A 22,631-nucleotide genomic window follows, 5' to 3' on the forward strand; every position below is an offset into this window, starting at 1 on the left:
CGAGTCAGTTCACCTTCCGTGCCGCCGCGTCGATGCGCTGCCAGACGCGGTCGCGGGTGAAGGGCAGCTCGGTGAAGCGGATGCCGGTCGCGTCGCGCAGGGCGTTGGCCAGGGCGGGGGCGACCGGGTTGAACGGGCTCTCGCTCATCGACTTGGCACCCAGCGGGCCGGTCGCGTCGGCGGTCCTGGTGAAGTGCACCTCGGTGCGCGGCACGTCGGCGTAGGCGGGCAGCCGGTAGCGGCGGAAGGTGGCGGTCTCGACCCGGCCGCTCCCGTCGACGCGGACGTTCTCGAAGAGGGTCGCGCCCAGCGCCTGGGCGACGCCGCCCTCGACCTGGCCGCGGCACTGCATCGGGTTCAGCACCTTCCCGGCGTCGGCGGCGTGCACGCTGCGCAGGACGCGGATCTCGCCGCTGCCGGGGTCGACGGCGATCCGGAAGTACTGCGCGTTGAAGGCCATCGAGCGCGGGGTGCCGCCGAAGTGGCCGTCCGCGGCGAGGGTGACGCCGACCGCCCGGGCCGCGGCGTGCACCTCCTCGAGGGTGAGCCGCAGCCCGGCGGCGTCGGCGAGCACCGCGTCCTCGGTGAGCCTGACCTGCGCGCGGGGCACCCGCAGCCGCGCGGCGGCGAAGTCCAGGACGGCGTCGGCCAGCGCCCGGGCGGCGCGCAGCGTGGCCTTGCCGGCGACCACCACGCCGGTGGAGCCGAAGGCGCCGGTGTCATGGCCCACGACGTCGGTGTCGGACTGGCGGACGCTGATCCGGTCGACGGTGGTGCCGAGCTCGCCCGCCGCGGCCTGGCGGTGGACGGTGGTGGTGCCGTTGCCGAACTCGGCGGTGCCGACGCTCAGTTCGTAGCCGCCGTCGGGGCGCAGCAGCATCCGCGCGTCGGCGAAGTGGCCGCCGGGCGGCCCGGTGGCGTTCATCGACAGGGCGCTGCCCTCGCCGACCAGCCAGCCGTCGGGGACCTGCTCCGTGCGGGGCTCCGCCTGCGCGCGGCGGACGATGTCCAGGCACTGGTCGAGGCCGTAGCCGCCGAGGCGCAGGTCCTCCTCCGGCTCGCTGACGGGGGTGACCAGCGGGTCGTCCGGGCCGATGACGGTGCGGGCCCTGAGCAGCAGCGGGTCCAGGCCGAGCCGGCGGGCCAGCTCGTCGAGCGCGGACTCCATCGCGAAGGTGACCTGGCCGAGGCCGTAGCCGCGGTAGGCGCCGGCCGGCACGGTGTGGGTGTAGACGCAGTAGCCGTCGGCCTTCTTGTTCGGGCAGCGGTAGACCGACAGCGACTCGTCGCAGCCGTGGAAGAGCACTGCCGGGCCGTGGTTGCCGTAGGCGCCGGTGTTCGCCACCACCCGCAGCTCCAGCGCGGTCAGGGTGCCGTCGCGGCGCGCGCCGGCCTTGACCCGGACGCTGAACGGGTGCCGGGTGGTCGCGCCGAAGAACTGCTCGGCCCGGGTGTACTCCAGCTTCACCGGCCGGCGCAGCCGCAGTACCGCCAGCGCCACCACGTCCTCGACGAGCATTTCCTGCTTGCCGCCGAATCCGCCGCCGACCCGGCCGGCCACCACCCGCACCTGATCGGCCGGCAGGTCGTACAGCGCGCACAGCGCCCGGCGGGTCAGGAACGGGGTCTGCGAGCTGGTGCGTACGGTCAGCCGTCCGCCGTCGTCGATCCAGCCGACCGCGCCGTGCGTCTCCAGGCTGGCGTGCTGGACCCGGACGGTGCGGAAGGTCTCCTCGTAGACCTCGTCGGCCGCCGCGAACCCGGCCGCGACGTCGCCGACCTCGCCGTGCAGCTCGCCGACCACGTTCTGCCGCGGCCGGGCGATGCGCGCGGTGCGGGCGTCCTTGTCGTGGACCACCGGGGCGCCGGGCTCCATCGCCCGCTCCGGGTCGAGCACGGCGGGCAGCACCTGGTAGGCCACCTCGATCCGGCGGCAGCCCTCCTCGGCGGCGCCCTCGCTGTCCGCGACGACGGCCGCGACCCGCTGGCCGGCGTACCGGACGGTGTCGTCGAGCACCCGGGTGTCGTCCGGGTCGTCCTCGGGGTGCTCGTGGCGCGCGGTGGAGAAGTGCCGGTCGGGGGCGTCGTGGTGGGTGAACACCGCTTGAACGCCGGGAACTTGGAGCGCGGCGGAGGTGTCGATCGCGGTGATCCGGGCGTGCGCGTGCGGGGAGCGCAGCAGCTTCATGTGCAGCAGCCCCGGCACGTCGACGTCGAAGGTGTAGCGGGCGGTGCCGGTGACGACCTGCGGGCCGGCCGGCGCGGGCAGGTTGCGGCCGACCGCCGCGCCCGCCCCGGGCGCCTCGGCGTGCCGCACCCCGCGGATCGCGTCCTCGATCGCCCGGTAGCCGGTGCAGCGGCACAGGTTTCCCTTCAACGCCTGCGGCAGGTCGTCGAGTTGCTCCTCGTCCAGGGCGGCGGCGGTCATCAGGAACCCGGCGGTGCAGAAGCCGCACTGGAAGCCCTGGGCGTCGAGGAACCGCCGCTGTACGGGGTGGAGTTCGCCGTCGGCGCCGGCCAGGCCCTCCACGGTGGTGACCCGGCGGCCCTCGGCGCGCACCGCCGGGTAGAGGCAGCTGTGCACGGGCTCGCCGTCGACCTGCACGGTGCAGGCGCCGCAGTCGCCCGCGTCGCAGCCCTTCTTGACGCCGAACCAGCCCCGGTCCCGCAGATACGTGCGCAGGCACTGGCCCGGCCGCGGCTCCACGTCGAACGGCCGGCCGTTGACCTCGATCCGGTAACTCATCGCGCACCGGCCTCCGTCGCGTCTCCGCCGGGCCGTGCGGCCAGTTCCGCGCGGATCTCCTCCGCGAGCCGGTACGTCATGTGCCGCCGCCAGGCGGGCAGTCCGTGGATGTCGTCGAACCAGTCGCCGTCACCGATCGCCGCGTCCAGCGCGGCCCGCAGCCGGTCGGCGGACGGCGGCCCGGCGAAGGCCAGCCGGAACGGCCGTACGGTCGAGGCGGTCACGGTCAGTGCCCAGGTGCGGTGGGTGCGGCCCGTGTGATCCGTGCGCGCGGCCCGCTCGGCTCGCTCGGCTCGATCGGCTCGCTCGGCTCGATCGGCCGGGTCCGGCGGTTCCTCGGTGCCGACCAGCAGCACGCCGGAGCGGCCCAGCGCGTACAGGGACGCCTGGCGGAAGGCGGTGCGCGCGGACAGCGCGCGCGGCGGCAGCGTCACCGCGCGCAGCAACTCGCCCTCGGCGAGGTCGTTGAGCCCGGCGCCGGTGACGAAGTCCGCCACCCGCGAACCGCGTTGCCCGCCCGCCTGGTCGAGCAGCAGGCACACCCCGTCGAGCGCGGCGGTGAGCGAGATCATCGGGCCGGCCGGCAGGGCGTTGCAGAGGTTGCCGCCGACGGTGGCCACGTTCCAGACCTTGAACGAGGCGAGGAAGGCCCGGCAGCACTGCTCGATCAGCGGCGCGGCGGGGTGGGCGGCCGGGTCCAGGCTCCGGCCGAAGCGGGACAGCCGGGCGATCGTGCAGGTCGCCGCGATCTCCAGCGAGCCGTCGGGCAGGTGCCGCAGCGGCTCCCAGCCGGTACGGCTCAGGTCGTGCAGCCGGCGCAGGTGCGGCTGCGGTTCGGAGAACAGGTGGGTCCCGCCGGCGAGCCAGGCGTCGCCCGGCCGCCACGGGGAGGCGTGCCGGGCGTCCCGGATCTCCACCACGGTGTTCAGGTCCATGACTCAGTGAAGCAACCGCCCGCGGGGCGGACGACCGTTTCCCGGCGGGGAACCACCGCGTGTCGGAGTGGAGGGTCGCACAGGAGGCGGAAGGCGGTGGTGCGGACGCCATCCGCACGCCGAACGGCCGGTTCACGTCGGATGATGCGGTCATCACATCCGGTGCCGCGGCCCGCGGCGCCGCCCCCGTTCTCACCCCGTCCCGGCCGTCTCCAGCGACGCGGCCTCGGCGTCGGCGAGTTCGATCTCCGCGGCCACGTCGATGGTGCGGGCCAGCCACCAGTACAGCAGTCCCGACACGGGCAGCCCGATGAACAAGGAGATGTCCGCGCCGTTCAGCGCCTTCGCGGCGGGCCCGGTGAAGAGCGTGCCCACCGAGAAGAACGGCACCATCGCGCCGAAGCCCACCAGGTACGCGATGATCCCGCGCCAGCCCCAACGTCCGTATATGCCGTGCGGCTTGAAGATCTCCGCGATGGCGTAGTGCCCGCGCCGCACCACGTAGTAGTCCATCAGGTTCACCGCGGTCCACGGGATGAACAGGTAGAGCACCAGCAGCAGGAAGTTGTTGAAGTTCGTCAGGAAGTGCGAGGTCGCGGCGAGCGCGCCGGCCAGCGACAGGGCCGCGGTGAAGGCGAGGGTCAGCAGCCGGGCGCTGATCGTCGGGCGGACCTTGCGGATCGAGTCGGCCGCGCTGATCAGCGTCAGCGAACCGCCGTACATGTTCAGCGCGGTGACCGAGACCAGGCCGAGCGCCGAGAAGACCAGCACCACCGCGCCGAAGCCGTCGAAGACCTTGTCGCCGGCCGCGTCGATCGAGGCGATCGTGTCGAAGTCCTGGCCCGCCCACGCGGCGAGCAGGGAGCCCAGCACCATCAGCCACGCGCCGCCGAGCGCGGAGCCGAAGTACGTCCAGTAGAAGGTCCTGCGCACGGTGACGCCCGGCGGCAGGTAGCGGGAGTAGTCGGACACGTAGATCGCCCAGCTGATCTGGTAGCCCGCCACCACCCCGAACTGCGCCAGGAACGGGGTCCACCTGAAGCCGCCGAGGTCGAACGACCCCGCCGGGTAGTGCAGCGTCACCAGCACCCCGACGGTGAAGACGCCGAAGACCGCCAGGAACACGTAGGTGAGGACCTGCTCGGCGCGGTGGATGACGTCGTAGCCGACGAGCGCGACCAGCAGGGCGAGCACGGTCACGCCGGCCACCCACCACTTCACCCCGCCGTGCGCGGTGCGGCTCATCGCCTGGCCGGCCAGGATGGTGTTGAAGACGTTGAACCCGGCGTACTGCACGTAGGCGAAGAGCCACACCAGCAGCGCGCCGACGTAGCCGAACTGCGGCCGGGACTGGATCATCTGCGGCAGCCCGAGTTGCGGCCCCTGCGCGGAGTGGAACGCCATGAAGAACGTGCCGAGCGCGGTGCCCAGCACGATGGAGATCAGTGACCAGATCAGGTTGCCGCCGCCGGTGATGCTGATCAGGCCGACGGCGAGGGTGGCGATCTGGGCGTTCGACATGAACCACAGCGGGCCCAGGTGCCAGAGCTTCCCGTGCCGTTCGCGCAGCGGCACGTAGTCGATGGAGCGGACTTCCAGACCCGGAACGCGCGGTTGCTCGGTGGTCGTCATGCCGCCTCCTGGGCCCCACGTGCCCCTTGGTTGGTGACCCTCTTTCCGCGGAGGGGGCCGCACAAACCAGGGGCGGGTGGGGGTACTTCCCGGTCGAGGCCCGGGGATCAGGGGCGCGGCTCGTCGTGGCCGAGGGGGTCGAGGTGGGCGTCGGTGGCGCCGTCGGAGGTGGTGGACTCGCTCAGCGCCCTGTGCTGCTCGTCGGAGGCGAGCAGGGCGCGGCCGGCGGCGGTGGCGTAGCGGAAGGCGTCGGCGCCCACGAGCAGCCGCAGCGGCGGGTCGGGGAGGGCGACGACGTCGAGGACGAGACGGGCGACCTTGGCCGGGTCGCTCGCCGCCGTCGCGGAGCCGCCGCTGTGCAGGGCGGCCATCGCCCCCACGGTCGGCTCGTACGCGGGCCGGACCGGGTCGACCCGCATCGAGGAGCCGGCCCACTCCGTGGACATCCCGCCCGGTTCGAGCACGGTGACCTTGATGCCGAGCGGCGCGACCTCGGCCGCCAGCACCGAGGAGAACCCGCCGACCGCCCACTTCGCGGACTGGTAGGCCGCCAGCCCCGGGGTGGCCAGCCGGCCGCCGACCGACGAGACCTGCACGACGTGCCCCGACCCCTGCTCGCGCAGTACCGGCAGCGCGGCCTGGGTGAGCCGGACCACGCCGAGGAGGTTGGTGTCGATCTGCGCGCGGAAGTCGTCGAAGGCGACGTCCTCCACGGCCCCGACGTTGGCGTACCCGGCGTTGTTGACCAGCACGTCGAGCCGGCCGAAGCGGTCCACGGCGGTGCGCACGGCGGCCCGGACCTGCGTGTCGTCGGTCACGTCCAGCGGGACGACGGCGATCCGGTCGCCGTAGCGCTCGGCGAGGTCGTCCAGCGATGCCGGCGTGCGCACGCCGGCCACCACGCGGTGCCCGGCCTCCGCGGCGGCCCGCACGATCTCCCGGCCCAGCCCGCGGGAGGCGCCGCTGACGAGGAAGACGGCGGACTGGTGCGAGGGGGCGTTCGCGTTCGAGGGGGTGGCGGACGGTGAGGGCATGGCGGAGCTCCGATCCGGGACGGGTTGCTGACTAACCGGTTGATTAGCAACTCCATCCGACTCCTCCACCCGCCCTTTGTCAACTATCTGGTTAGTAGATAGGCTGAGTGCCATGAACAGGGATGCCGAGGCGACCCGTCGCCGGCTGCTGCGCGCGGCGACCGAGGAGTTCGCCGCGTACGGCATCGCGGGCGCCCGGGTGGACCGGATCGCCGCGGCGGCGAAGAGCAACAAGGCGCAGATCTACCACTACTTCGGCAGCAAGGACGGCCTGTTCGACGCGGTCTTCGACGCCATGTGCCGCGAGACCGTGGACGCCGTGCCGATCGACCCGGCCGACCTGCCCGAGTACGCGGGCCGGCTCTTCGACTCGTACGAGGCGCGGCCGTGGGTGCAGCGCCTTGCGACCTGGTACCGGCTGGAGCGGTCCGGCACCGGCGCCCCGATCCCGGTGGTCATGCAGAGCAACGCCGCCAAGATCGAGGCGGTCGCGGGCGCGCAGCGCGACGGCCTGCTGCCCACCCGGTTCAGCGCGGAGGAACTGCTCGGCCTGGTGCTGCACCTGTCCGGCTTCTGGAGTTCCAACACCCCGGAGCTCGACGCCAGCCTGGCGGGGGGCGGGACGGCACGCCGGCGCAAGGTGGTCACCGACGCGGTGGCGGCGCTGATCGCGGGGTGAGCCCGCGGCGGTCGGCCCTTGGTGCGGCGGTCGATGGTGGCTGCGGCTGCGGCTGCGGCTGCGGGCGTACGAGGCGTACGGGGCGCGGGCGTACGAGGCGTACGGGGCTCGGGTGGGGGCTCGCGCATGGCCTTTCGGCGGGCGGGAGTTGGGAACCGGCCACAGTCGTACTCGCGGGTAGATTTTCCGCCCGCCGTGCCTACGATGGCCGTATGACACTGACGGCGGCCCGGCACTGCAACAGCGCGCTCAACCCGTTGCACTCGCTGATCTACTTCGCGCCCGAGGCGGAGCGGGAGTTCACCGCGATCGGCCTGGAACCGGGCGGCATGGCGTACCTCGCGAGCCGGTCGGCGGCCATGGGCGCCGTGGGCGCGGGCGTCGTGGCGGCCACCTTCTACAACTTCAACCCCGCGCTGATCGCCCGGCACATCCCCCGGGCGTGGCAGGCCGCCGCGCCGGCGGCCGTGCTGGACGCGCGGTGGCGGGCGGTGGAGGCCGCGCTGCGCCGGGTGCTCGGCGAGGACGCCGCCGACGACCCCGAGGTCGCCGAGGCCGCCGCGCTGGCGACGACCGCCACCGAGGCGTGCGCCGCCCCCGGCCGCCCGCTGTACGCCGCCCACGCCGATCTGGACGCGCCGAAGGCGCCGCAGCTGGCGTTGTGGCACTGCGCCGCGCTGCTGCGCGAGCACCGCGGCGACGGCCACATCGCCGCGCTGGCCGGCGCCGGACTCGACGGGATCGAGGCGCTGATCACCCATACCGCGACCGGCCAGGGCATGACCCGGGAGTTCGCGTGCGCCAGCCGCGGCTGGAGCCGGCAGGAGTGGACCGCCGGCTGCGAGCGGCTGCGCGAGCGCGGCCTGCTCGACGCCGACGACGCCCTCACCCCGGCGGGCACCGCGCTGCGCCACGACATCGAGGAGACCACCGACCGGCTGGCCGCCGACCCCTACCGCCACCTCGGCGAGACCGGCACGGCCCGGCTCACCGAGATCGGCGCCCGCCTGACCCGTACGGCCGTGGCGAACGGCGCCTTCCCGGCAGGCGTCTTCGCCACGAGGGGCTGACCCCTCACGCCGTCGGGCCGGCCCCTCACGCCGTCCCGATGGCCGCACGGCCGCTCAGCGGCTCGGCGCGGCCATGGCGGCGGGGCGGTCCCGGTTCCGCGCTCAGCCCTTGACGGAGCCGGAGTTGGCGCCGCGCACGAAGTGGCGCTGGAAGACGAAGAACAGGACGGCCACCGGGATCGTGGCGAGCAGGGCCGCGGTGAGCTTCAGCGGGTACTGGGTGCCGGCGCTGAGGCTGCCGGAGACGAACCGCGCCAGGCCGGTGGTCAGGGTCTCGTACTGGGGGGACTGGGTGGCCACGAGGAAGTGGGTGAACTCGTTCCAGGACGACTGGAAGGAGAGGATGGTCAGGGTGATCAGGGCCGGGCGGGCCATCGGCAGCACCACCGACCAGAAGGTGCGGAAGACCCCGGCGCCGTCGATCCGCGCGGCCTCCTCGACCTCCTTGGGCACCGACAGGAAGAACTGCCGCATGATGAACACCCCGGCGGCGTCGACCAGCAGGGGCACGATCATGCCCGCGTAGGTGTCGAACATGCCCAGCTGGTTGAGGACCAGGAACTTCGGGATGAGCAGCACCACGCCGGGCACCGACATCACCGTCAGCAGGCCGTTGAAGAGCAGGTTGCGGCCGCGGAAGTCCAGCCGGGCCAGCGCGTATCCGGCGAGGGAGTCGAAGAACACCCGGCCGCCGGTGATGAAGACGGTGACCAGCACGGAGTTGCCCAGCCAGCGCGTGAACGGGATCGACTCGCCCCCGCCGAACCCGAACAGCCGCCGGTAGGAGTCCAGCGTGAAGGGGTCGGGCAGCAGCGACAGCGGGTGGGCCGCCGCGTCGGGGTCGGTCTTGAACGACGTCACGAGCTGGATCACGAACGGCAGGACGTACACCACGCCCAGCAGCCCGGCCACGCCCAGCACCAGGACGGTGCTCACCGAGCGCCGCGGCCGCGGTGCGGCGTGCTCGGCGTGCTCGGCGTGCTCGGGGTTCCGGGCGGTCGCAGGACCCTCGGCGTGCTCGGGATTCCTTCGGATGATGCTCATCGGTTCCTCCCGAGGAGTCGGCGGGCCCGGCCCGGGTGCTCACCGCGCTCCCGCAGCAGCACCCGCTGCACCAGCGTCATCAGCATGATGATCGCCAGCAGGATGAACGCGATCGCGGCCGCGTGGCCGTAGTCGCTGTCCTGGAAACCGGAGGTGTACGACAGGTAGGCGGGCGTGAGGGTGGTGTTGCCGGGGGCGCCCTGGCTCATCACGTACACGGCGTCGAAGACCTGCCAGGTGCCGATCAGCCCGAGGGTGAGCACCAGGAAGATCACCGGGCGCAGCGCGGGCAGGGTGACGTGGCGCAGCGACTGCCAGCGGCTGGCGCCGTCCACCCGGGCCTGCTCCTCCAGTTCGGCGGGCACGTCCTGGAGCGCGGCGAGGAACATCAGCATGAAGGTGCCCGAGGTGGTCCACACCGCCAGCACGATGATCGTGCACATCGCGATGGACGGCCCGGCCAGCCAGTCCCACCAGGACAGCCCGAGCACGCTGTGCGCGGCGAGCGCGTGCACCGGCTTGTTCGGGTCGACCAGGCCGAGCCCGCCGAGCACCGTCCAGACCAGGCCGTGCGCGTCGGTGAACCACTTGGGCCCGGTGATGCCCACCCACTTCAGCAGCGCGTTGACCGCGCCGCTGCCCTGGAAGAGGAAGAGGAAGACGGTGGAGATCGCGATGGAGCTGGTGACGGACGGGAAGAAGAACGCCGTGCGCAGCGGCCCCTTGCGCTTGAGCCGGCGGCTGTTGACCGCCAGCGCCAGGCCCAGTGCCAGCACGGTCTGGAGCGGCACCACCAGCACCACGTAGTAGAGGTTGTTGCGCAGCGAGATCATGAAGAGCTGGTGGTTGAGCCCGCCGCTGCTGCCGAACAGGTCGGTGTAGTTGCGTACGCCGACGAAGTCGGCCGCCGAGCTGAACGGGTTGGACTGGCCGTCCCAGTGCAGCAGGCTGACCCACAGCGCCATCAGGATCGGGAGCAGCAGGAACAGCCCGAGCACGATCACCATCGGGCTGACGAACAGCCAGCCCCAGCGGCCGTGTCGCCGGCTCATGAGGCTGCCCCGGGTCCGGCCCGCCTTCCCCGCTCTGCCCGCCTTCCCGGCCGGCGCCTTCCCTGCTCCCGGTCCGGCCGGTTCCTTCTCGCCGCCCGGTCCGTTCGGCCCCGTCCGGCGAACCGCGGGCAGTGCGACGGCTGCCGCGCCGCCCTGCTGCTCCTTGCGCATGTTCCTTCCCTTCACACTGCCCGCTGATCGGGTGCTGCCGGTCGATCGGACCGTTCGATGCCGCCTACGGCCGGCTGCCGCCGGCGTCGGGGATCAGCCGCCCGACTTGAGCGCCGCCGTGCCGTTCTTCTGCAGGCTCGACAGGATCGTCTTCGGGTCGGCGGTGGCCAGCCCGCTCAGATCGGTGTCGAACTGCGCGAGCACCTTCGAGAACCCGGGGATCGTCACCGGCCCCTGCCCGTAGGACGCGCCGTCGGCGAACGCCTTGTTCGCGGGGTACTTCTCGCTGTACGCGGCCAGCGCGCTGGTCCGGGAGGGCAGCACGCCGTAGGCGCCGGCGAAGGACAGCTCCTGCGGCACGGCGGTGAACGCCTTCACCAGGTCGACCGCCGCGTCGTGGTGGGCGCTCTTGTTGGCGACGCCCCAGCAGGTGCTGAACGACAGCGTGCCCTTGCCCGCCGGGCCGTCAGGCAGCGACAGCACCTTGTACCCGACCTTCGGGTAGTCCGACTGCATCGCGCCGGTCAGCCAGTTGCCCTCGATGGTCATCGCGGCCTTCTGGGTGCCCAGCGCCTCGCCGCCCCAGCCGGTGTCGACCTGCTTGGGGAACTTCAGCGCACCTTCCTTCAGCAGCTTCTTGACGTACGTCAGTGCCTCGACGTTCGCGGCGCTGTCGGCGGTCATCGCGGTCTGCCCGGGGTTGGTGATCCAGCCGCCGGCCTGCTTCATGAAGACGCCCAGCTCGTTGTAGGACGCGTCCACCACCAGCCCGGTCGTCTTGGAGCTGGTGAGCTTCTTCGCGACCTTCTCCAGCTGCGGCCAGGTGGTGGGGTAGTCGGCCGCGGTCAGGCCGGCCTTCTTCCACATGTCCGTGTTGATCGCCAGCGCCAGCGTCGAGGTGTCCTTGGGCGCGCAGACGAACTTGCCGTTGTAGGAGAAGGACTTCCGCAGCGAGTCGGAGAAGTCGTCCTGGTACGAGAGCTGGTCACCGTACGGGTACAGCGAGTTGCCCTTGGCGTAGTTGGCGAAGGTGTTGGAGCCGACGTAGAAGACGTCCGGCGGCTTGCCGCCCGCCAGGGCCTGGCCGAGCTGCTGGTCGAGGTTCTGCGCCGGGGTCACCGTGACGGTGTTGCCGGTCTTCTTCGCCCAGGCGGCGGCCGCCGCCTTCACGGCGTTGGTCTCGGCGTCACCGGACGAGCCGATCATCACCGTGAGGTGCTGCTTACCTCCGCTGTCCTGCTTGCTGCTGGAGTCGCTGCCGAAATTCGACGAGCAACCGGCCAGCAGGAGGGCGCCGCACAAGGCGGCGGGGGCGGCTCTGCGTACGTTCATCATCTCTCCGAGGCTGTACGGATAGCGGTGTGCGGGTGCGAAAGCGAAAGCGGGTGGGGGCCCGGCCCGGGGGCGGGGCCGGGGGTCATTCCGGGTCCGGGCGGGAGGCCGGGTGCGGCTCCGGCCGCTCTGGCAGCTCCGACCGCTCGCCCGGGTGCGGCGCGGAACTCTCCCGGGCCACCAGTTCCGGTGCGAGCAGAAGCTGTTGCGGATCGGCCCGCGGGTTCTCGATCCGGTTCACCAGCAGCCGGGTGCAGGCCCGGCCGACCTCCTCCAGTGGCTGGTGCAGGCTGCTCAGGCTCGGCGAGAGCAGCGCGGCGGCCGGCGAGTCGTCGAAGCCGACCACGGCCACGTCGGTGCCGGGGGTACGGCCGCGCTCGCGCAGCGCCCGGTAGACACCCAGCGCGAGGGTGTCGCTGACCGCGACCACGGCGGTGACGCCGTTGCCGTTGTCCAGCAGCGGGGCCACGGCCTCCTGGGCCGCCTTCGCGTCGTCCTCGGCGAACCGCCGCAGGCCGCGTACCGGCAGGTCGTGCCGTTCCATCGCCTCGCGCCAGCCGCGGGCCCGGTCGTCGCCGACGCCGGAACCGCGCGGCCAGCCGAGCAGGCCGATCCGGCGGTGCCCGGCGGCGACCAGGTGGTCCACCGCCTCGGACGTGCCGTGCGCGCCGTCGACGTCGACCCAGTCGCCGGCGTCACGGGCGGCCCAGGAGCGGCCGAACGCCACGTACGGGATCTCCCACTTGGCCAGCCAGCCCGGCCGGCGGTCGCCCCGGTGGGTGTTGCTGAGCACGAACGCGTCCACCGAGTGGTCGCGCACGAGCTGGTCGTAGCGCTCCTGCTCGTCCTCGGTACCGAACGGCGCGGCGAAGAGCAGCACCCGGTAACCGGCCCGGTCGGCCGAGTCCGACAGCGCGTGCAGGAAGCGGTCGGCCACGAACGTGGAGATGGTCGGCGGGGTCGGGGCGAGGCCGTAGCCGATCAGCCGGCTGGAGCGGGTGCGCAGCGAGCGGGCGGCCTGGCTCGGCCGGTAGTCGAGGTCCGCGATCGCCCGGCGGACCCGCTCCAGGGTCTCGCCGGCCAGCAGGCCGGGGGAGTTCAGCGCATTGGAAACGGTCTGCGCCGACACCCCGGCCCGCTGCGCCACCATGGCCAGCGTTACCGGCTTGCCCCCGTTGCCACCTGCGGCTTTGCCACGCGCCACCTACGGCCTCCCTCGTTCTCCGAAGTCCCCGCGGCACCACGTTACCGACGCAGCGCTGCGTTTTATGGAACGATAAAATCCCCTTCAGGTGCTGGTTGGCAAGGGGTAAGGTGCTATTTGATCGATCCAAACGATGATCAACGTATCGGTCCCACCATCGACCAACCGTCGTCACGACGAGAGGCACAGCACCGTGAACATGGCTGTCCAGGGGCGCTCCGCCGCCGAACCCCCGTCTTCCGCGGGTGCAGCAGAAGGGCTCCAGCCGTTCCTGCACGACGCCTGTACGACCGTGTACGCGCCGAGCCTGGCGCTCTCCCGTCGCAGCGGTGATCTGGCCGGCGGCGCGGACGGCTTCTTCCACGGTGACCGGCGCGCGCTGTCCCGCCTCGAGGTGCGCTTCGAGACGGACGCGGACGGGGGCGGGAACGCCGATACGGATGGGGACGCGGGCGCCGTGCCGGTGCTGCTGGCGCCGCTCGGACACACGCTGCGGGCGGCCGACGAGACCGGCTACCGCGCGGTGCTGCGCGGTGTGGGCGAGGTCACGGCCGACCCGGCGGTCACGCTCCATCGGGTCCGACGCTTGACGCCCGGCCGGTTGCGGGAGACGCTGCGGATCACGAACTCCGGTGCCCTGCGCGTCTCACTGACCATGGTGGTGGCCGCGGGCACCGACCTGGCGCGGATGGACGACGTCAAGAGCGGCCGCTTCCCGCGGCCCTGGCCCGCGGCGGCGGCCTCCGCCGAGCACTTCGGACCCCACGACCCCGGTGGCCGCGGCGACTCCGGCACGTCCGGCGGCACCGGCGCACCTGACAGCGTCGAGACCGCCGCGGACGACGCGGACGCCGCGGCCACCGGTCTGATCTGGCAGGACGAGGACGGGCTGCGGGTGGTGCTTCGCCCGCTCACGGGCCCCGCCGGAGCCTCAGCCGACGCCGGAGCCGCAGCCGACGCCGACGCCGACGGCACCGACCCGGACCCGGGTGCCGCGCCGGCCACCCTCGCCGGCGCCCCGGCCGTCCGCCCCGAGGACGGCGAGCTGCGCTACCGCGTCGCGCTCGCCCCCGGCGCCTCCTGGCAGGCCGTCCTCGAATGCACCGTGCACGACCCGCTGCCCGCGCCCTTCCCGGCCCCCGCCCCCGGCAGCGTGGACTGGCCGCACCCCCGGCTCGCCTCCGCCGACCAGCGGCTGGACCGGCTCGTGGCGCGCTCGGTCGGCGACCTGGAACGGCTGCTGCTCACCGACCCCGACCACCCCGGCGACACCTTCCTCGCCGCCGGCTCCCCCTGGTTCCTCACCCTCTTCGGGCGCGACTCGCTCTGGGCCGCCCGCATGCTGCTGCCGCTCGGCACCGAGCTGGCCGCGGGCACCCTGCGCACCCTGGCCCGCCGCCAGGGCACCCGCGTCGACCCGCACACCGAGGAGCAGCCCGGCAAGATCCTGCACGAGGTGCGCCGAGAGCCGCTGCGGCTGGCCGACTCCCGCGCGCTGCCCGCCGTCTACTACGGCACCGTGGACGCCACCCCGCTGTGGATCACGCTGCTGCACGACGCGTGGCGCTGGGGCATGCCCGCCGCCGAGGTCGCCGAGCTGCTGCCGCACGCCGAGGCCGGGCTGGAGTGGCTGGCCCGCTACGGCGACGCGGACGGCGACGGCCTGCTGGAGTACGTCGACAGCACCGGCAGCGGCCTGGCCAACCAGGGCTGGAAGGACTCCGGCGACTCCATCCGCTGGCGCGACGGACGGCTCGCCGCGCCGCCCATCGCCCTGTGCGAGGTCCAGGCGTACGCCTACGAGGCCGCCCTCGCCGGCGCCGCCCTGCTGCGCGCCTTCGACCGGCCCGGCGCGGACCGCTGGGAGGAGTGGGCGGCCACCGTCCGGCGCCGCTTCCGGGAGAGCTTCTGGGTCTCCGACGCGCTCGGCCGCTACCCGGCGGTCGCGCTCGACGTGGACAAGCGCCCGGTCGACTCCGCCACCTCCGCCTTCGGGCACCTGCTCGGCACCGGGCTGCTGGACCACGAGGAGAGCGCGCTGCTCGCCGACCGGCTGGCCGGGCCCGACCTCGACTGCGGCTTCGGAGTGCGCACCCTCAGCAGCCGCAACGCCGGCTTCAACCCGCTTGGCTACCACGTCGGTTCGGTGTGGCCGCACGACACGGCGATAGCGGTGCACGGCCTGGTCAGGGCCGGCTTCCCGGCCCAGGCGGTACCGCTGGCCAAGGGCATCGTCGCCGCCTCGGTCGGCTTCGAGGCCCGCCTGCCCGAGCTGTACGGCGGGCACGGCAGCGGCTACGACGAGGCCCCCGCCCCCTACCCCGCCGCCTGCCGCCCCCAGGCGTGGTCGGCCGCCGCCGGCGTGCTGCTGCTCCAGGCCGCGCTCGGGCTGTCGGCCGACGTGCCCGGCGGCCGGCTGCGGATCGACCCCGCCGCCGCCGGTGCGTTCGGCCCGCTGCACGTCAGCGGACTGCGGGTGGCCGGCGCCCCGCTCTCGGTACGGCTCGACGCCGACGGGCGCGCCGAGGTCACCGCCCCGGACAGCCTCACGCTGGAAGGCGCCCACCGGGCGGCCCCCCGGTCCTGACGCCCTGCCGCACCCCGACCCCGCCCCACGGAGGAGGACAGCCCCGTGCCCGAGACCGACCTGCCGCTCGACGAACTGCGCCGCTACCTGCCGGACCGTCAGGAGCCGCCGGACTTCGACGCGTTCTGGGCCACCACGCTCGCCGAGGCCCGCAGCCACGACCGCCCGGCCGAGTTCACGCCGTACGACGCCCGGCTGAGCGAGGTGCGCGTCTACGACGTGCGCTTCCCCGGGTACGGCGGCGACCCGGTGGCCGGCTGGCTGCTGGTGCCCGCCGCCGCCCGCACGCCCCGCCCCTGCGTCGTCGGCTACCTCGGCTACGGCGGCGGGCGCGGCTTTCCGTACGAGTGGCTGACCTGGCCCGCCGCCGGCTACGTCCACCTGCTGATGGACACCCGCGGGCAGGGCGGCTCGCTCCAGCCCGGCGCGACCGGCGACCCGCACGGCAGCGCCGGCTCCTCCTCACCCGGCATGGTCACCCGCGGCATCCAGCGCCCGGAGGACTACTACTACCGCCGGGTGTTCACCGACGCGGTCCGCGCCGTGGACGCCGCGCGCGCCCACCCGGCGGTCGACCGGGAACGGGTCGTGGTGGCCGGCGGCAGCCAGGGCGGCGGCATCGCGCTCGCGGCCGCAGCACTGGCCGACGGGGTACGGGCCGCCGTCATCGACCAGCCGTCGCTGTGCCACTACCGGCGGGCGCTGTCCGTCGTGGAGGGCAACGCCTACCGCGAGATCTGGACCTATCTGCGCACGCACCGCGACCAGGTGGAGCAGGTCTTCGACACCCTGTCCTACTTCGACGGCGTCAACTTCGCCGCCCGCGCCACCGCGCCCGCGCTCTTCGCGGTCGGCCTGATGGACGACATCTGCCCTCCCTCGACGGTCTTCGCCGCCCACAACCACTACGCGGGGCCGAAGGACATCCGGGTCTGGCCGTACAACCGTCACGAAGGCGGCGGGCAGCATCAGGTGGTCCACCAGCTCGACTTCCTGCGGTCGGTGCTGGGCGAGGTCGGCTGACCCAGGCGCCAGGCGCCAGGCGCCAGGCGGTCGAGCCGCCCGGCGGAGGGGTCAGTCCGCCGCCACGCGGCCGTGGGAGGTGTCCACGCCGTGGCCCGCCGCGTCCACGGTGACCATCGCCGCGCGGTGGCCGAAGGCGCGGAGGATCTGGCGCGGGGCGGCGGTGCCGGCGCCGAGCAGGCACCCCGCGGCGAGTAACAGGGCGAGAGCGCCGGCCGTGCGCCCCCGCGGGCGGCGCGCCCGCAGCGGGGCAGCCGGAGAGAGCACCGCCGGCGAGGTCGTCGGGGAGGTCATCGCGCCACCGCCGTCTGCACGCGGCCCAGCAGCACCAGGCGCTGCACGCTGAGCACGATCCCGAAGTAGAGCAGGACGCTGGCCGAGCCGAGGCCCGAGCTGATCACGTCGTCGATCAGCAGGTGGAGCCCTATGCCGACGATCCAGAGCACCGCGGTGAGCGGGCCGCCCTTGCGGAGGGTCTGGCCGCCCTCCTGCCACACGGTGAGGGTGAAACCGCGGACGGCGGCGAGCGCCACCCCGATCGCCAGGCTCAGCGCCAGCAGCGAGACGTCCCGGCCGGACAGGCTGTGCTTCGAGGTGAAGGAGACGGTCTCGATCACGCCCACCACGATCAGGACGAAGCCGAGCCGGGACCTCTCGCGCACCGGGCGCGTGGACAGCTGCCGGCTCAGCAGCCAGACCAGGACCACCACGGCGACGGCCACATTGATCAGACCGTTGGAACCCACGGGTCAACCCGCCCTTCGACAGTCAGCGGAAGGAGAACGCCTTCCATGCTGCCGATTCGCCCCCGCGAGCGGACCAACCCACGGGTTGAACCTGGCTGAACCCGGGTGGAGATCCGCGTTCCACCCCCGGGTGGAGAGAACGGCTCGGGCTACGTCCGCGCCTGTGCCACCGCGGCACGGTGGCGGGCCTGGCGCCGGGCCTGCCACAGGCAGGACGCCACGACCACGACCGGCCACACCGCCTGCACCGAGGTCACGACGCGCTCGGCGACACCCGCCGCGCCGTCGCTCTCCACCTCGAACAGGAACCAGGCCGCCCCCACCCACATCAGCGCGCTGACCACCACCGACGGCACGAACCGCAGACCCCATGGCGCGCGCCGGCCGCGGCGGGTGGCGAAGACCGGCCACAGCGCCAGAAGGGTGAATCCGACGCCGACCACGGCACCGTGCGACATCGAGCCGCCGGTGCGCGGCGCGGGGAACACCGTCAGCAGGATCGCCGCCACCCCGCCGCCGGCCAGACAGAGCCGTCCGGAGAGTTTGGCGGCGCGCAACCCCCACGCGGTCGCCATGTAGCAGGTTCCGACGGCGATCAGCGTGCCGGTCAGCACCAGGTATCCGCGATGGTTACCGGCGGCGAGCACGCTGATCGTCTGCGTGACAGGGTTGTATCCCGGCTCTTCCAGGAGTGTGGCCGTGGTGAATCCCACGACCAGCAGAACAGGGGCACAGCTCGACGAGATCAGCGCCCACCAAGCCACAAGTCGCATTAGTCCATGATAAAACCGTCACATCGCACGCGCGCATCCTGCGAGTTCCGCGCGGTGCCGGATCGAACGTTTCCAGCCGCGCCGCACGCGCGTTCGCCGCGCATGTGGCGAGCGGCCCCCGCGCCCTCCTGACGTGGCACCGTCCGCCCTCCCGACGTGCGGCATGCACGTTCCGCGAACGCGGCCCCGCCCTCCGTCCTCCCGGCACGCACCCCTCCGTCCTCCCGGCGCGCACCCCTCCGTCCTCCCGGCGCGCACCCGGCGCTCCGCCGTATACGGACCGACCCTCCGCCGCGGGGCGAAAAGCCGCGCATGCACGGCCTTTCCGGGACATCCGGCGGCGGTCGTCGTGACGATCTCGAAGAGTTTCTGGTGAAGCGTCAGTCGGCCGCATATTCTCCGGGTGCCACTGGCGGCCGGGAGAGGCCGCCACGTTCGTCACGGGAGACTGCATGGCCGTCCACGAGCACGAGGTCGATCGGCGCACGCTGTTCAAGGTCGGCCTGGGAGGGGCCGTGGCCGCCGTCGTCGGCACCGAACTGGCCTTCCCCGGCGCCGCGCACGCCGCGGGCGCCGCGCCCGAGACGCCCTCGGCGGAGTTCCCCTGGATCATCGACTGCGACACCTGGGGCGCCCGCCCGCCGTCGAGCCCGATCCAGATCACCGGCAACGCCACCAACAAGATCATCCTGCACCACATGGCGTTCCCGAACGTGACCGACTACTCGCGTGACCACGCGATCCAGTTGGCCAAGGACTGCCAGAACCTGCACATGGACACCAACGGTTGGGCGGACACCGGCCAGCACTTCACCGTCAGCCGCGGCGGATACGTGCTGGAGGGCCGGCACCAGAGCCTCTCGACGCTGGAGACCGGCGAGCACCAGGTGATCGCCGCGCACTGCCCGGGCGAGAACGGCAACGCGATCGGCATCGAGAACGAGGGCACGTACATCACCGAGACCCCGCCCGAGGCGCTGCTGGACTCGCTGGTGGAGCTGTGCGTCGCGGTGTGCCGGCAGTTCGGCCTGAACGCCTGGGACATCTTCGGGCACTGGGACTTCTACACCACGGACTGCCCCGGCATCGCGTTCTACGCGCAGTTCCCGATGGTCCGCAGGCGCGTCCTGGAGGCGATGCACACCCCGCACGCGCAGATCCCGGCCCGCCGCTGGCCGGACATCTGGCGGTTCGTCGACGGCCCGGTGGTCGAGGTCGCGCAGTACCTCCTCGACAACGCCGGCTACGCCCTGGCCACCGACGGCAACTTCGGCCTCGACATGAACGACGCGGTCGCGGACTTCCAGACCACGCACGGCATACCGGTCACCGCGGACTGCACCTTCGACGCCACCACCTGGGAGGCACTCGCCCCCCGCCTCGACAAGCACGCCACCGGACTCCCCGTCAGCGCGCTCCAGTTGATGCTGAGCCGCAAGGGCTACGGCGACGTCACCGTCAGCGGCGCCTACGACCACGCGACGATGAAGGCCGTGCAGGGCATGCAGCGCCTGCACGGCCTCACCCCCGACGGCAAGGTGGACCTGAGCACGTGGTGCGCCGTCGTCGGCGGCTCGGTGCGCGAGGCGTTCGACTGCTAACGCCCGGCTGACCGGCCGGCCATGGCGCCCGCGCCCGCACCGGCCCCCGCGCCTGCCCCCGTACCCGCGCCCGCTGCCGCTCCCGGCAGCGGCGCGGGGCGGAAGAGGCCGCCGCGGGCACTGTTCGCGGCGGTCCGGGCGGCGACGGTGAGCCAGGCGGCGACGAGGAGGACGTAGAGCGCGACCGCCGCCGTCTTCAGGGGCGTCGAACCGAGGTGGACGGCGAGCGCGCTGGTGCCGGTGACGCAGGTGCCGACCGGGAAGGTGAAGCTCCACCAGGTCAGCGAGAAGGGCAGGCCGGTGCGGAAGGTGCGCACCGTGACGCTCGCGGCCAGCGCGAGCCACATCATGGCGAAGCCCCAGGTGGGGACGCCGTAGAGGAAGCCGAACGCCTCCGCCGCGCCGGCGTACGGGCGGGGCAGGGCGAGGTGCGCGACGTTGCCGAGCAGGTTGGCGGCGGTGACGGACTGGCCGAGCGGGCCGAGCACGATCCACAGGGTGGGGACCATGGCGGCCGGGCCGACCGAGTGGTGGACCAGCCGCCCCCAGATCTGGGTGATGATCACCACGCTCGCGAAGAGGCTGATGCCGAACATCGCGTAACAGCCCAGCAGCAGCGTCAACCGGCCCTGGCCGGGAGCGAGATGGGGGACGAGCGCGGCGCCGGTGGCGGCCGAGACCATGGGCGGCACCACCGGCATCAGCCAGCCGCCGAACGCGGAGTCGGCGGACGCCTTGCCGCCGGTCATCACCCGGTACGGAATCCACACCGCGGTGACCAGCCCGAGCGCGGTGCCCGCGGACCACAGCACGACGTCGACGACGACGGCCGTGTGCAGCCCGATCCAGTCCTGCCCGAGGGAGAGCGTGCCCGCGCCCACGGTGAGCAGCGCCATCGGCGGGGCGCCCCAGAAGTACGCCATCACCGGGTGGTGCGCGTGCCCCCTGGCCTGCTCGCGGTGCCGGGTCCAGTGCACGGCCCAGGCCGCGGTGAGCGCCACCAGCAGGAACGCGGCGAGCGCCCAGACGACGGTGGCGGCCGTCCGCAGCCCCGGCGCGTGCACCGGCAGCGTCGCCGCCGCGTTCGCGGTGATGCCGGTGCCCATGACCGAGGCGTACCAGTTCGGGCCGAGGTGCCGGAACAGGTCGGACGGGTGGTCGAGTTCGCGCAGCAGGCCCCAGGGAAGGCGGTGCGCCGGCCGGGGTCCGCCGGATCGCGGCGATGCGGCGAGCGAGGTGGTCATGTCCCCACCTTCGGGCCGGGCCGGGACCGCCGGTAGGGAGCAATACGGCATGGCGCCATAGACTCGACTTATGCCTTTGACCAGCCGGGTGAGCGACCTGGGCCCGTTCGACCTGCTGCTGTCCGTGGCGCGCCTGGGCAGCCTGGGCGCCGCGGCGCGCGAGCACGGCATCAGCCAGCCCGCGGCCAGCTCCCGGATCAGGTACCTGGAGCGGCGTACGGGGGTCACGCTGCTGGAGCGCTCGCCGCAGGGCTCGCGGCTGACCGCGCAGGGCTCGCTGGTCGCCGACTGGGCGCGTACGGCGCTCGACGCGGCCGCCGCGCTGGAGGCCGGCCTCACCTCGCTGCACCTCAGCGCCGAGGCGCGGCTGCCGGTGGCCGCGAGCATGACGATCGCCGAGTACCTGCTGCCGCACTGGCTGGTGCGTTTCCACACGGCGGTCGAGGGCACCGCTGTCGCGCTGACCACCGGGAACTCCGACGAGGTGGCCGCGGCCGTGCTGAGCGGCGCCGCGGTGATCGGGTTCGTGGAGGGCCCGGCGGTTCCGCGCGGGATCACCGCGGACCCGGTCGGGCGGGACGAGCTGACCGTGATCGTGCACCCGGAGCACCCGTGGGCCCGCCGCCGGCCGCCGGCCGCCGTCACCCCGGACGAGCTGGCCGCGACCTCCCTGGTCAGCCGCGAGCACGGTTCCGGCACCCGGCTCTACCTGGAGCGCGCGCTGCGGGCCAGGACCTCCCGCCCGCTGGCCGCGCCGGTCATCGAGGTCTCGTCCACCACCGCGATCAAGACGGCGGTGGCCGAGGGGGTGGCGCCGGCCGTGCTCAGCTCGCTCGCGGTCGAGCGGGACCTCGCGGCCGGCACCGTCGTCGCGGTCCCGGTCGACGGGCTCGACCTGACCCGCACGCTGCGGGTGGTGCACCGCACCGGCCAGGAGTTCTCCGGCGCCGCCCGCGAACTCGCCGCCATCGCCCGCCGCTGGGCGCCCCCGGCGCCGCGCTGAGGGCTCGGCCGTGCACGCGGTTCAGCCGCGTCGAGGGCTCGGCCGTGCACACGGTTCGGCCGCTTCGAGGGCTCAGTCGTGCGCGCCCGCGACCGAGGGGAGGCCGTCGGCGACGGTTCCCCCTTCGGAGGTCCACACCGCCTCCATGTCCTGGTCGGTGGACGCGGCGGCGTCCGGGCCTTCCGTCACGTGGCCCGCCTCTGCCATCAACTGGCTCGCCGTCATGGGCCGTTGCGGGTCGGAGGTGGCCGCCATCAGCCGGTCGGCCGTGTCGGGGTCGGTCTCCGGGGGGATCACCAGGAGGTCCCAGCGGCCCACCTGGTAGGAGAGCAACATCACGCTGTGCGGGTCCTGTTGCTCAGCGAACCAGCCGACCTTCACCACGTGCCCCGGCACCGGGACCTTGTGCGGGACGACCGGCCAGTAGGTCGGGTTGACGGTGACCCGGGTGATCCGGTCCCATCGCGCGTCGAGGGCCTCGATCAGCCCGGGGAGTTCCGCCGTCAGGTCGCGGGAGTACGGCCACCAGGCGCCGTCGAGCAGGGCGCGGGCGGAGCCGGGCCGGGCCAGTGCCAGGCGCAGCGCGGGACCCGCGGACCGCTCGGCGGTCGGCCGGTCGGAGGCCGGGCCGGAAGCGGCCGGGTCGGGAGTCGTCGTGCCGTCGTGGGAGTTCCGCATGGTCGGAGTGAGCGTGTGCATGGCGCGAACCTTGGTCCGGGACGGTGCTGGACCGGTCCCGGCGTCGTCGATCGCCG

Annotated in this window: 19 protein-coding genes; 6 read left to right on the forward strand and 13 right to left on the reverse strand. The window is 73.4% G+C overall.

Features of this window, described 5'->3' with window-relative positions:
* Positions 1–4: 4 nt before the first annotated feature.
* The 4 genes from ACIPAE_RS02195 to ACIPAE_RS02210 form a co-directional block, all read right to left on the reverse strand.
* Positions 5–2,746, reverse strand: a complete 2,742-nt coding sequence (locus tag ACIPAE_RS02195) for a molybdopterin-dependent oxidoreductase (RefSeq protein WP_402442321.1) — start codon at positions 2,744–2,746, stop codon at positions 5–7.
* Entirely contained in the window at positions 2,743–3,681 is a 939-nt protein-coding gene (locus tag ACIPAE_RS02200; protein ID WP_402442323.1) for an FAD binding domain-containing protein, read from the reverse strand. The genes ACIPAE_RS02195 and ACIPAE_RS02200 overlap by 4 nt, the downstream gene beginning before the upstream one ends.
* Before the next feature lie 192 nt (positions 3,682–3,873).
* The gene (locus tag ACIPAE_RS02205) at positions 3,874–5,313 is read right to left on the reverse strand and encodes a cytosine permease (RefSeq protein ID WP_366411870.1); all 1,440 of its coding nucleotides are present in this window, start codon (positions 5,311–5,313) and stop codon (positions 3,874–3,876) included.
* Positions 5,314–5,420: 107 nt separating this feature from the next.
* The gene (locus tag ACIPAE_RS02210; RefSeq protein WP_402442326.1) at positions 5,421–6,347 is read right to left on the reverse strand and encodes an SDR family NAD(P)-dependent oxidoreductase; all 927 of its coding nucleotides are present in this window, start codon (positions 6,345–6,347) and stop codon (positions 5,421–5,423) included.
* Between the two features lie 112 nt (positions 6,348–6,459).
* On the opposite strand from ACIPAE_RS02210, the gene ACIPAE_RS02215 reads away from it, so the two are divergent.
* Both ACIPAE_RS02215 and ACIPAE_RS02220 read left to right on the forward strand, forming a co-directional pair.
* Positions 6,460–7,026, forward strand: coding sequence for a TetR family transcriptional regulator (locus ACIPAE_RS02215; RefSeq protein WP_402442328.1), 567 nt, complete (start codon positions 6,460–6,462; stop codon positions 7,024–7,026).
* A 212-nt stretch (positions 7,027–7,238) separates the two neighbouring features.
* The gene (locus ACIPAE_RS02220; RefSeq protein ID WP_366411871.1) at positions 7,239–8,096 is read left to right on the forward strand and encodes an SCO6745 family protein; all 858 of its coding nucleotides are present in this window, start codon (positions 7,239–7,241) and stop codon (positions 8,094–8,096) included.
* Between the two features lie 102 nt (positions 8,097–8,198).
* On the opposite strand, the gene ACIPAE_RS02225 is transcribed toward ACIPAE_RS02220, so the two are convergent.
* The 4 genes from ACIPAE_RS02225 to ACIPAE_RS02240 form a co-directional block, all read right to left on the reverse strand.
* Positions 8,199–9,140 carry a carbohydrate ABC transporter permease gene (locus ACIPAE_RS02225; protein WP_402442329.1) on the reverse strand — a complete coding sequence of 314 codons (942 nt, stop codon included), beginning with the start codon at positions 9,138–9,140 and terminating at the stop codon, positions 8,199–8,201.
* Entirely contained in the window at positions 9,137–10,192 is a 1,056-nt protein-coding gene (locus tag ACIPAE_RS02230; RefSeq protein WP_329366707.1) for a sugar ABC transporter permease, read from the reverse strand. Before ACIPAE_RS02230 ends, ACIPAE_RS02225 begins: the two co-directional genes overlap by 4 nt.
* Positions 10,193–10,456: 264 nt before the next feature.
* Positions 10,457–11,698 carry an extracellular solute-binding protein gene (locus ACIPAE_RS02235; RefSeq protein WP_402442331.1) on the reverse strand — a complete coding sequence of 414 codons (1,242 nt, stop codon included), beginning with the start codon at positions 11,696–11,698 and terminating at the stop codon, positions 10,457–10,459.
* 82 nt (positions 11,699–11,780) lie between these two features.
* A complete protein-coding gene (locus ACIPAE_RS02240; protein ID WP_402442333.1) occupies positions 11,781–12,899 on the reverse strand; it encodes a LacI family DNA-binding transcriptional regulator in 1,119 nt (372 codons plus the stop codon).
* Between the two features lie 199 nt (positions 12,900–13,098).
* On the opposite strand from ACIPAE_RS02240, the gene ACIPAE_RS02245 reads away from it, so the two are divergent.
* Positions 13,099–15,486 carry a glycogen debranching N-terminal domain-containing protein gene (locus tag ACIPAE_RS02245; RefSeq protein WP_402442335.1) on the forward strand — a complete coding sequence of 796 codons (2,388 nt, stop codon included), beginning with the start codon at positions 13,099–13,101 and terminating at the stop codon, positions 15,484–15,486.
* Between the two features lie 45 nt (positions 15,487–15,531).
* Entirely contained in the window at positions 15,532–16,509 is a 978-nt protein-coding gene (locus tag ACIPAE_RS02250; RefSeq protein WP_329366698.1) for an acetylxylan esterase, read from the forward strand.
* Positions 16,510–16,560: 51 nt separating this feature from the next.
* Here ACIPAE_RS02250 and ACIPAE_RS02255 read toward each other — a convergent pair whose 3' ends face one another.
* The 3 genes from ACIPAE_RS02255 to ACIPAE_RS02265 all read right to left on the reverse strand — a co-directional run bounded on the left by ACIPAE_RS02255 (position 16,561) and on the right by ACIPAE_RS02265 (position 18,028).
* Positions 16,561–16,803 (reverse strand): hypothetical protein, encoded by a 243-nt coding sequence (locus ACIPAE_RS02255; protein WP_402442337.1) that lies wholly within the window; start codon positions 16,801–16,803, stop codon positions 16,561–16,563.
* Positions 16,800–17,255, reverse strand: a complete 456-nt coding sequence (locus ACIPAE_RS02260; protein WP_402442339.1) for a hypothetical protein — start codon at positions 17,253–17,255, stop codon at positions 16,800–16,802. Before ACIPAE_RS02260 ends, ACIPAE_RS02255 begins: the two co-directional genes overlap by 4 nt.
* Positions 17,256–17,404: 149 nt before the next feature.
* Positions 17,405–18,028: a DUF998 domain-containing protein gene (locus tag ACIPAE_RS02265; RefSeq protein WP_329366693.1), complete on the reverse strand. Its 624-nt coding sequence runs from the start codon at positions 18,026–18,028 to the stop codon at positions 17,405–17,407.
* A gap of 452 nt (positions 18,029–18,480) precedes the next feature.
* On the opposite strand from ACIPAE_RS02265, the gene ACIPAE_RS02270 reads away from it, so the two are divergent.
* Positions 18,481–19,629 carry an N-acetylmuramoyl-L-alanine amidase gene (locus ACIPAE_RS02270; RefSeq protein WP_329366691.1) on the forward strand — a complete coding sequence of 383 codons (1,149 nt, stop codon included), beginning with the start codon at positions 18,481–18,483 and terminating at the stop codon, positions 19,627–19,629.
* Here the strand turns inward: ACIPAE_RS02270 and ACIPAE_RS02275 are convergent.
* Positions 19,626–20,873, reverse strand: a complete 1,248-nt coding sequence (locus ACIPAE_RS02275; protein WP_402442341.1) for a TDT family transporter — start codon at positions 20,871–20,873, stop codon at positions 19,626–19,628. The genes ACIPAE_RS02270 and ACIPAE_RS02275 overlap by 4 nt on opposite strands.
* Before the next feature lie 70 nt (positions 20,874–20,943).
* On the opposite strand from ACIPAE_RS02275, the gene ACIPAE_RS02280 reads away from it, so the two are divergent.
* On the forward strand, positions 20,944–21,876 hold the full coding sequence (locus tag ACIPAE_RS02280; RefSeq protein WP_402442342.1) for a LysR family transcriptional regulator: 933 nt from the start codon (positions 20,944–20,946) through the stop codon (positions 21,874–21,876).
* A gap of 72 nt (positions 21,877–21,948) precedes the next feature.
* Here ACIPAE_RS02280 and ACIPAE_RS02285 read toward each other — a convergent pair whose 3' ends face one another.
* Positions 21,949–22,575, reverse strand: a complete 627-nt coding sequence (locus ACIPAE_RS02285) for a DUF5994 family protein (RefSeq protein WP_402442344.1) — start codon at positions 22,573–22,575, stop codon at positions 21,949–21,951.
* Positions 22,576–22,631 lie beyond the last annotated feature (56 nt).

The sequence above is a fragment of the Streptomyces sp. NPDC087270 genome (assembly GCF_044744625.1).
In the GTDB taxonomy this organism is placed as follows: domain Bacteria; phylum Actinomycetota; class Actinomycetes; order Streptomycetales; family Streptomycetaceae; genus Actinacidiphila.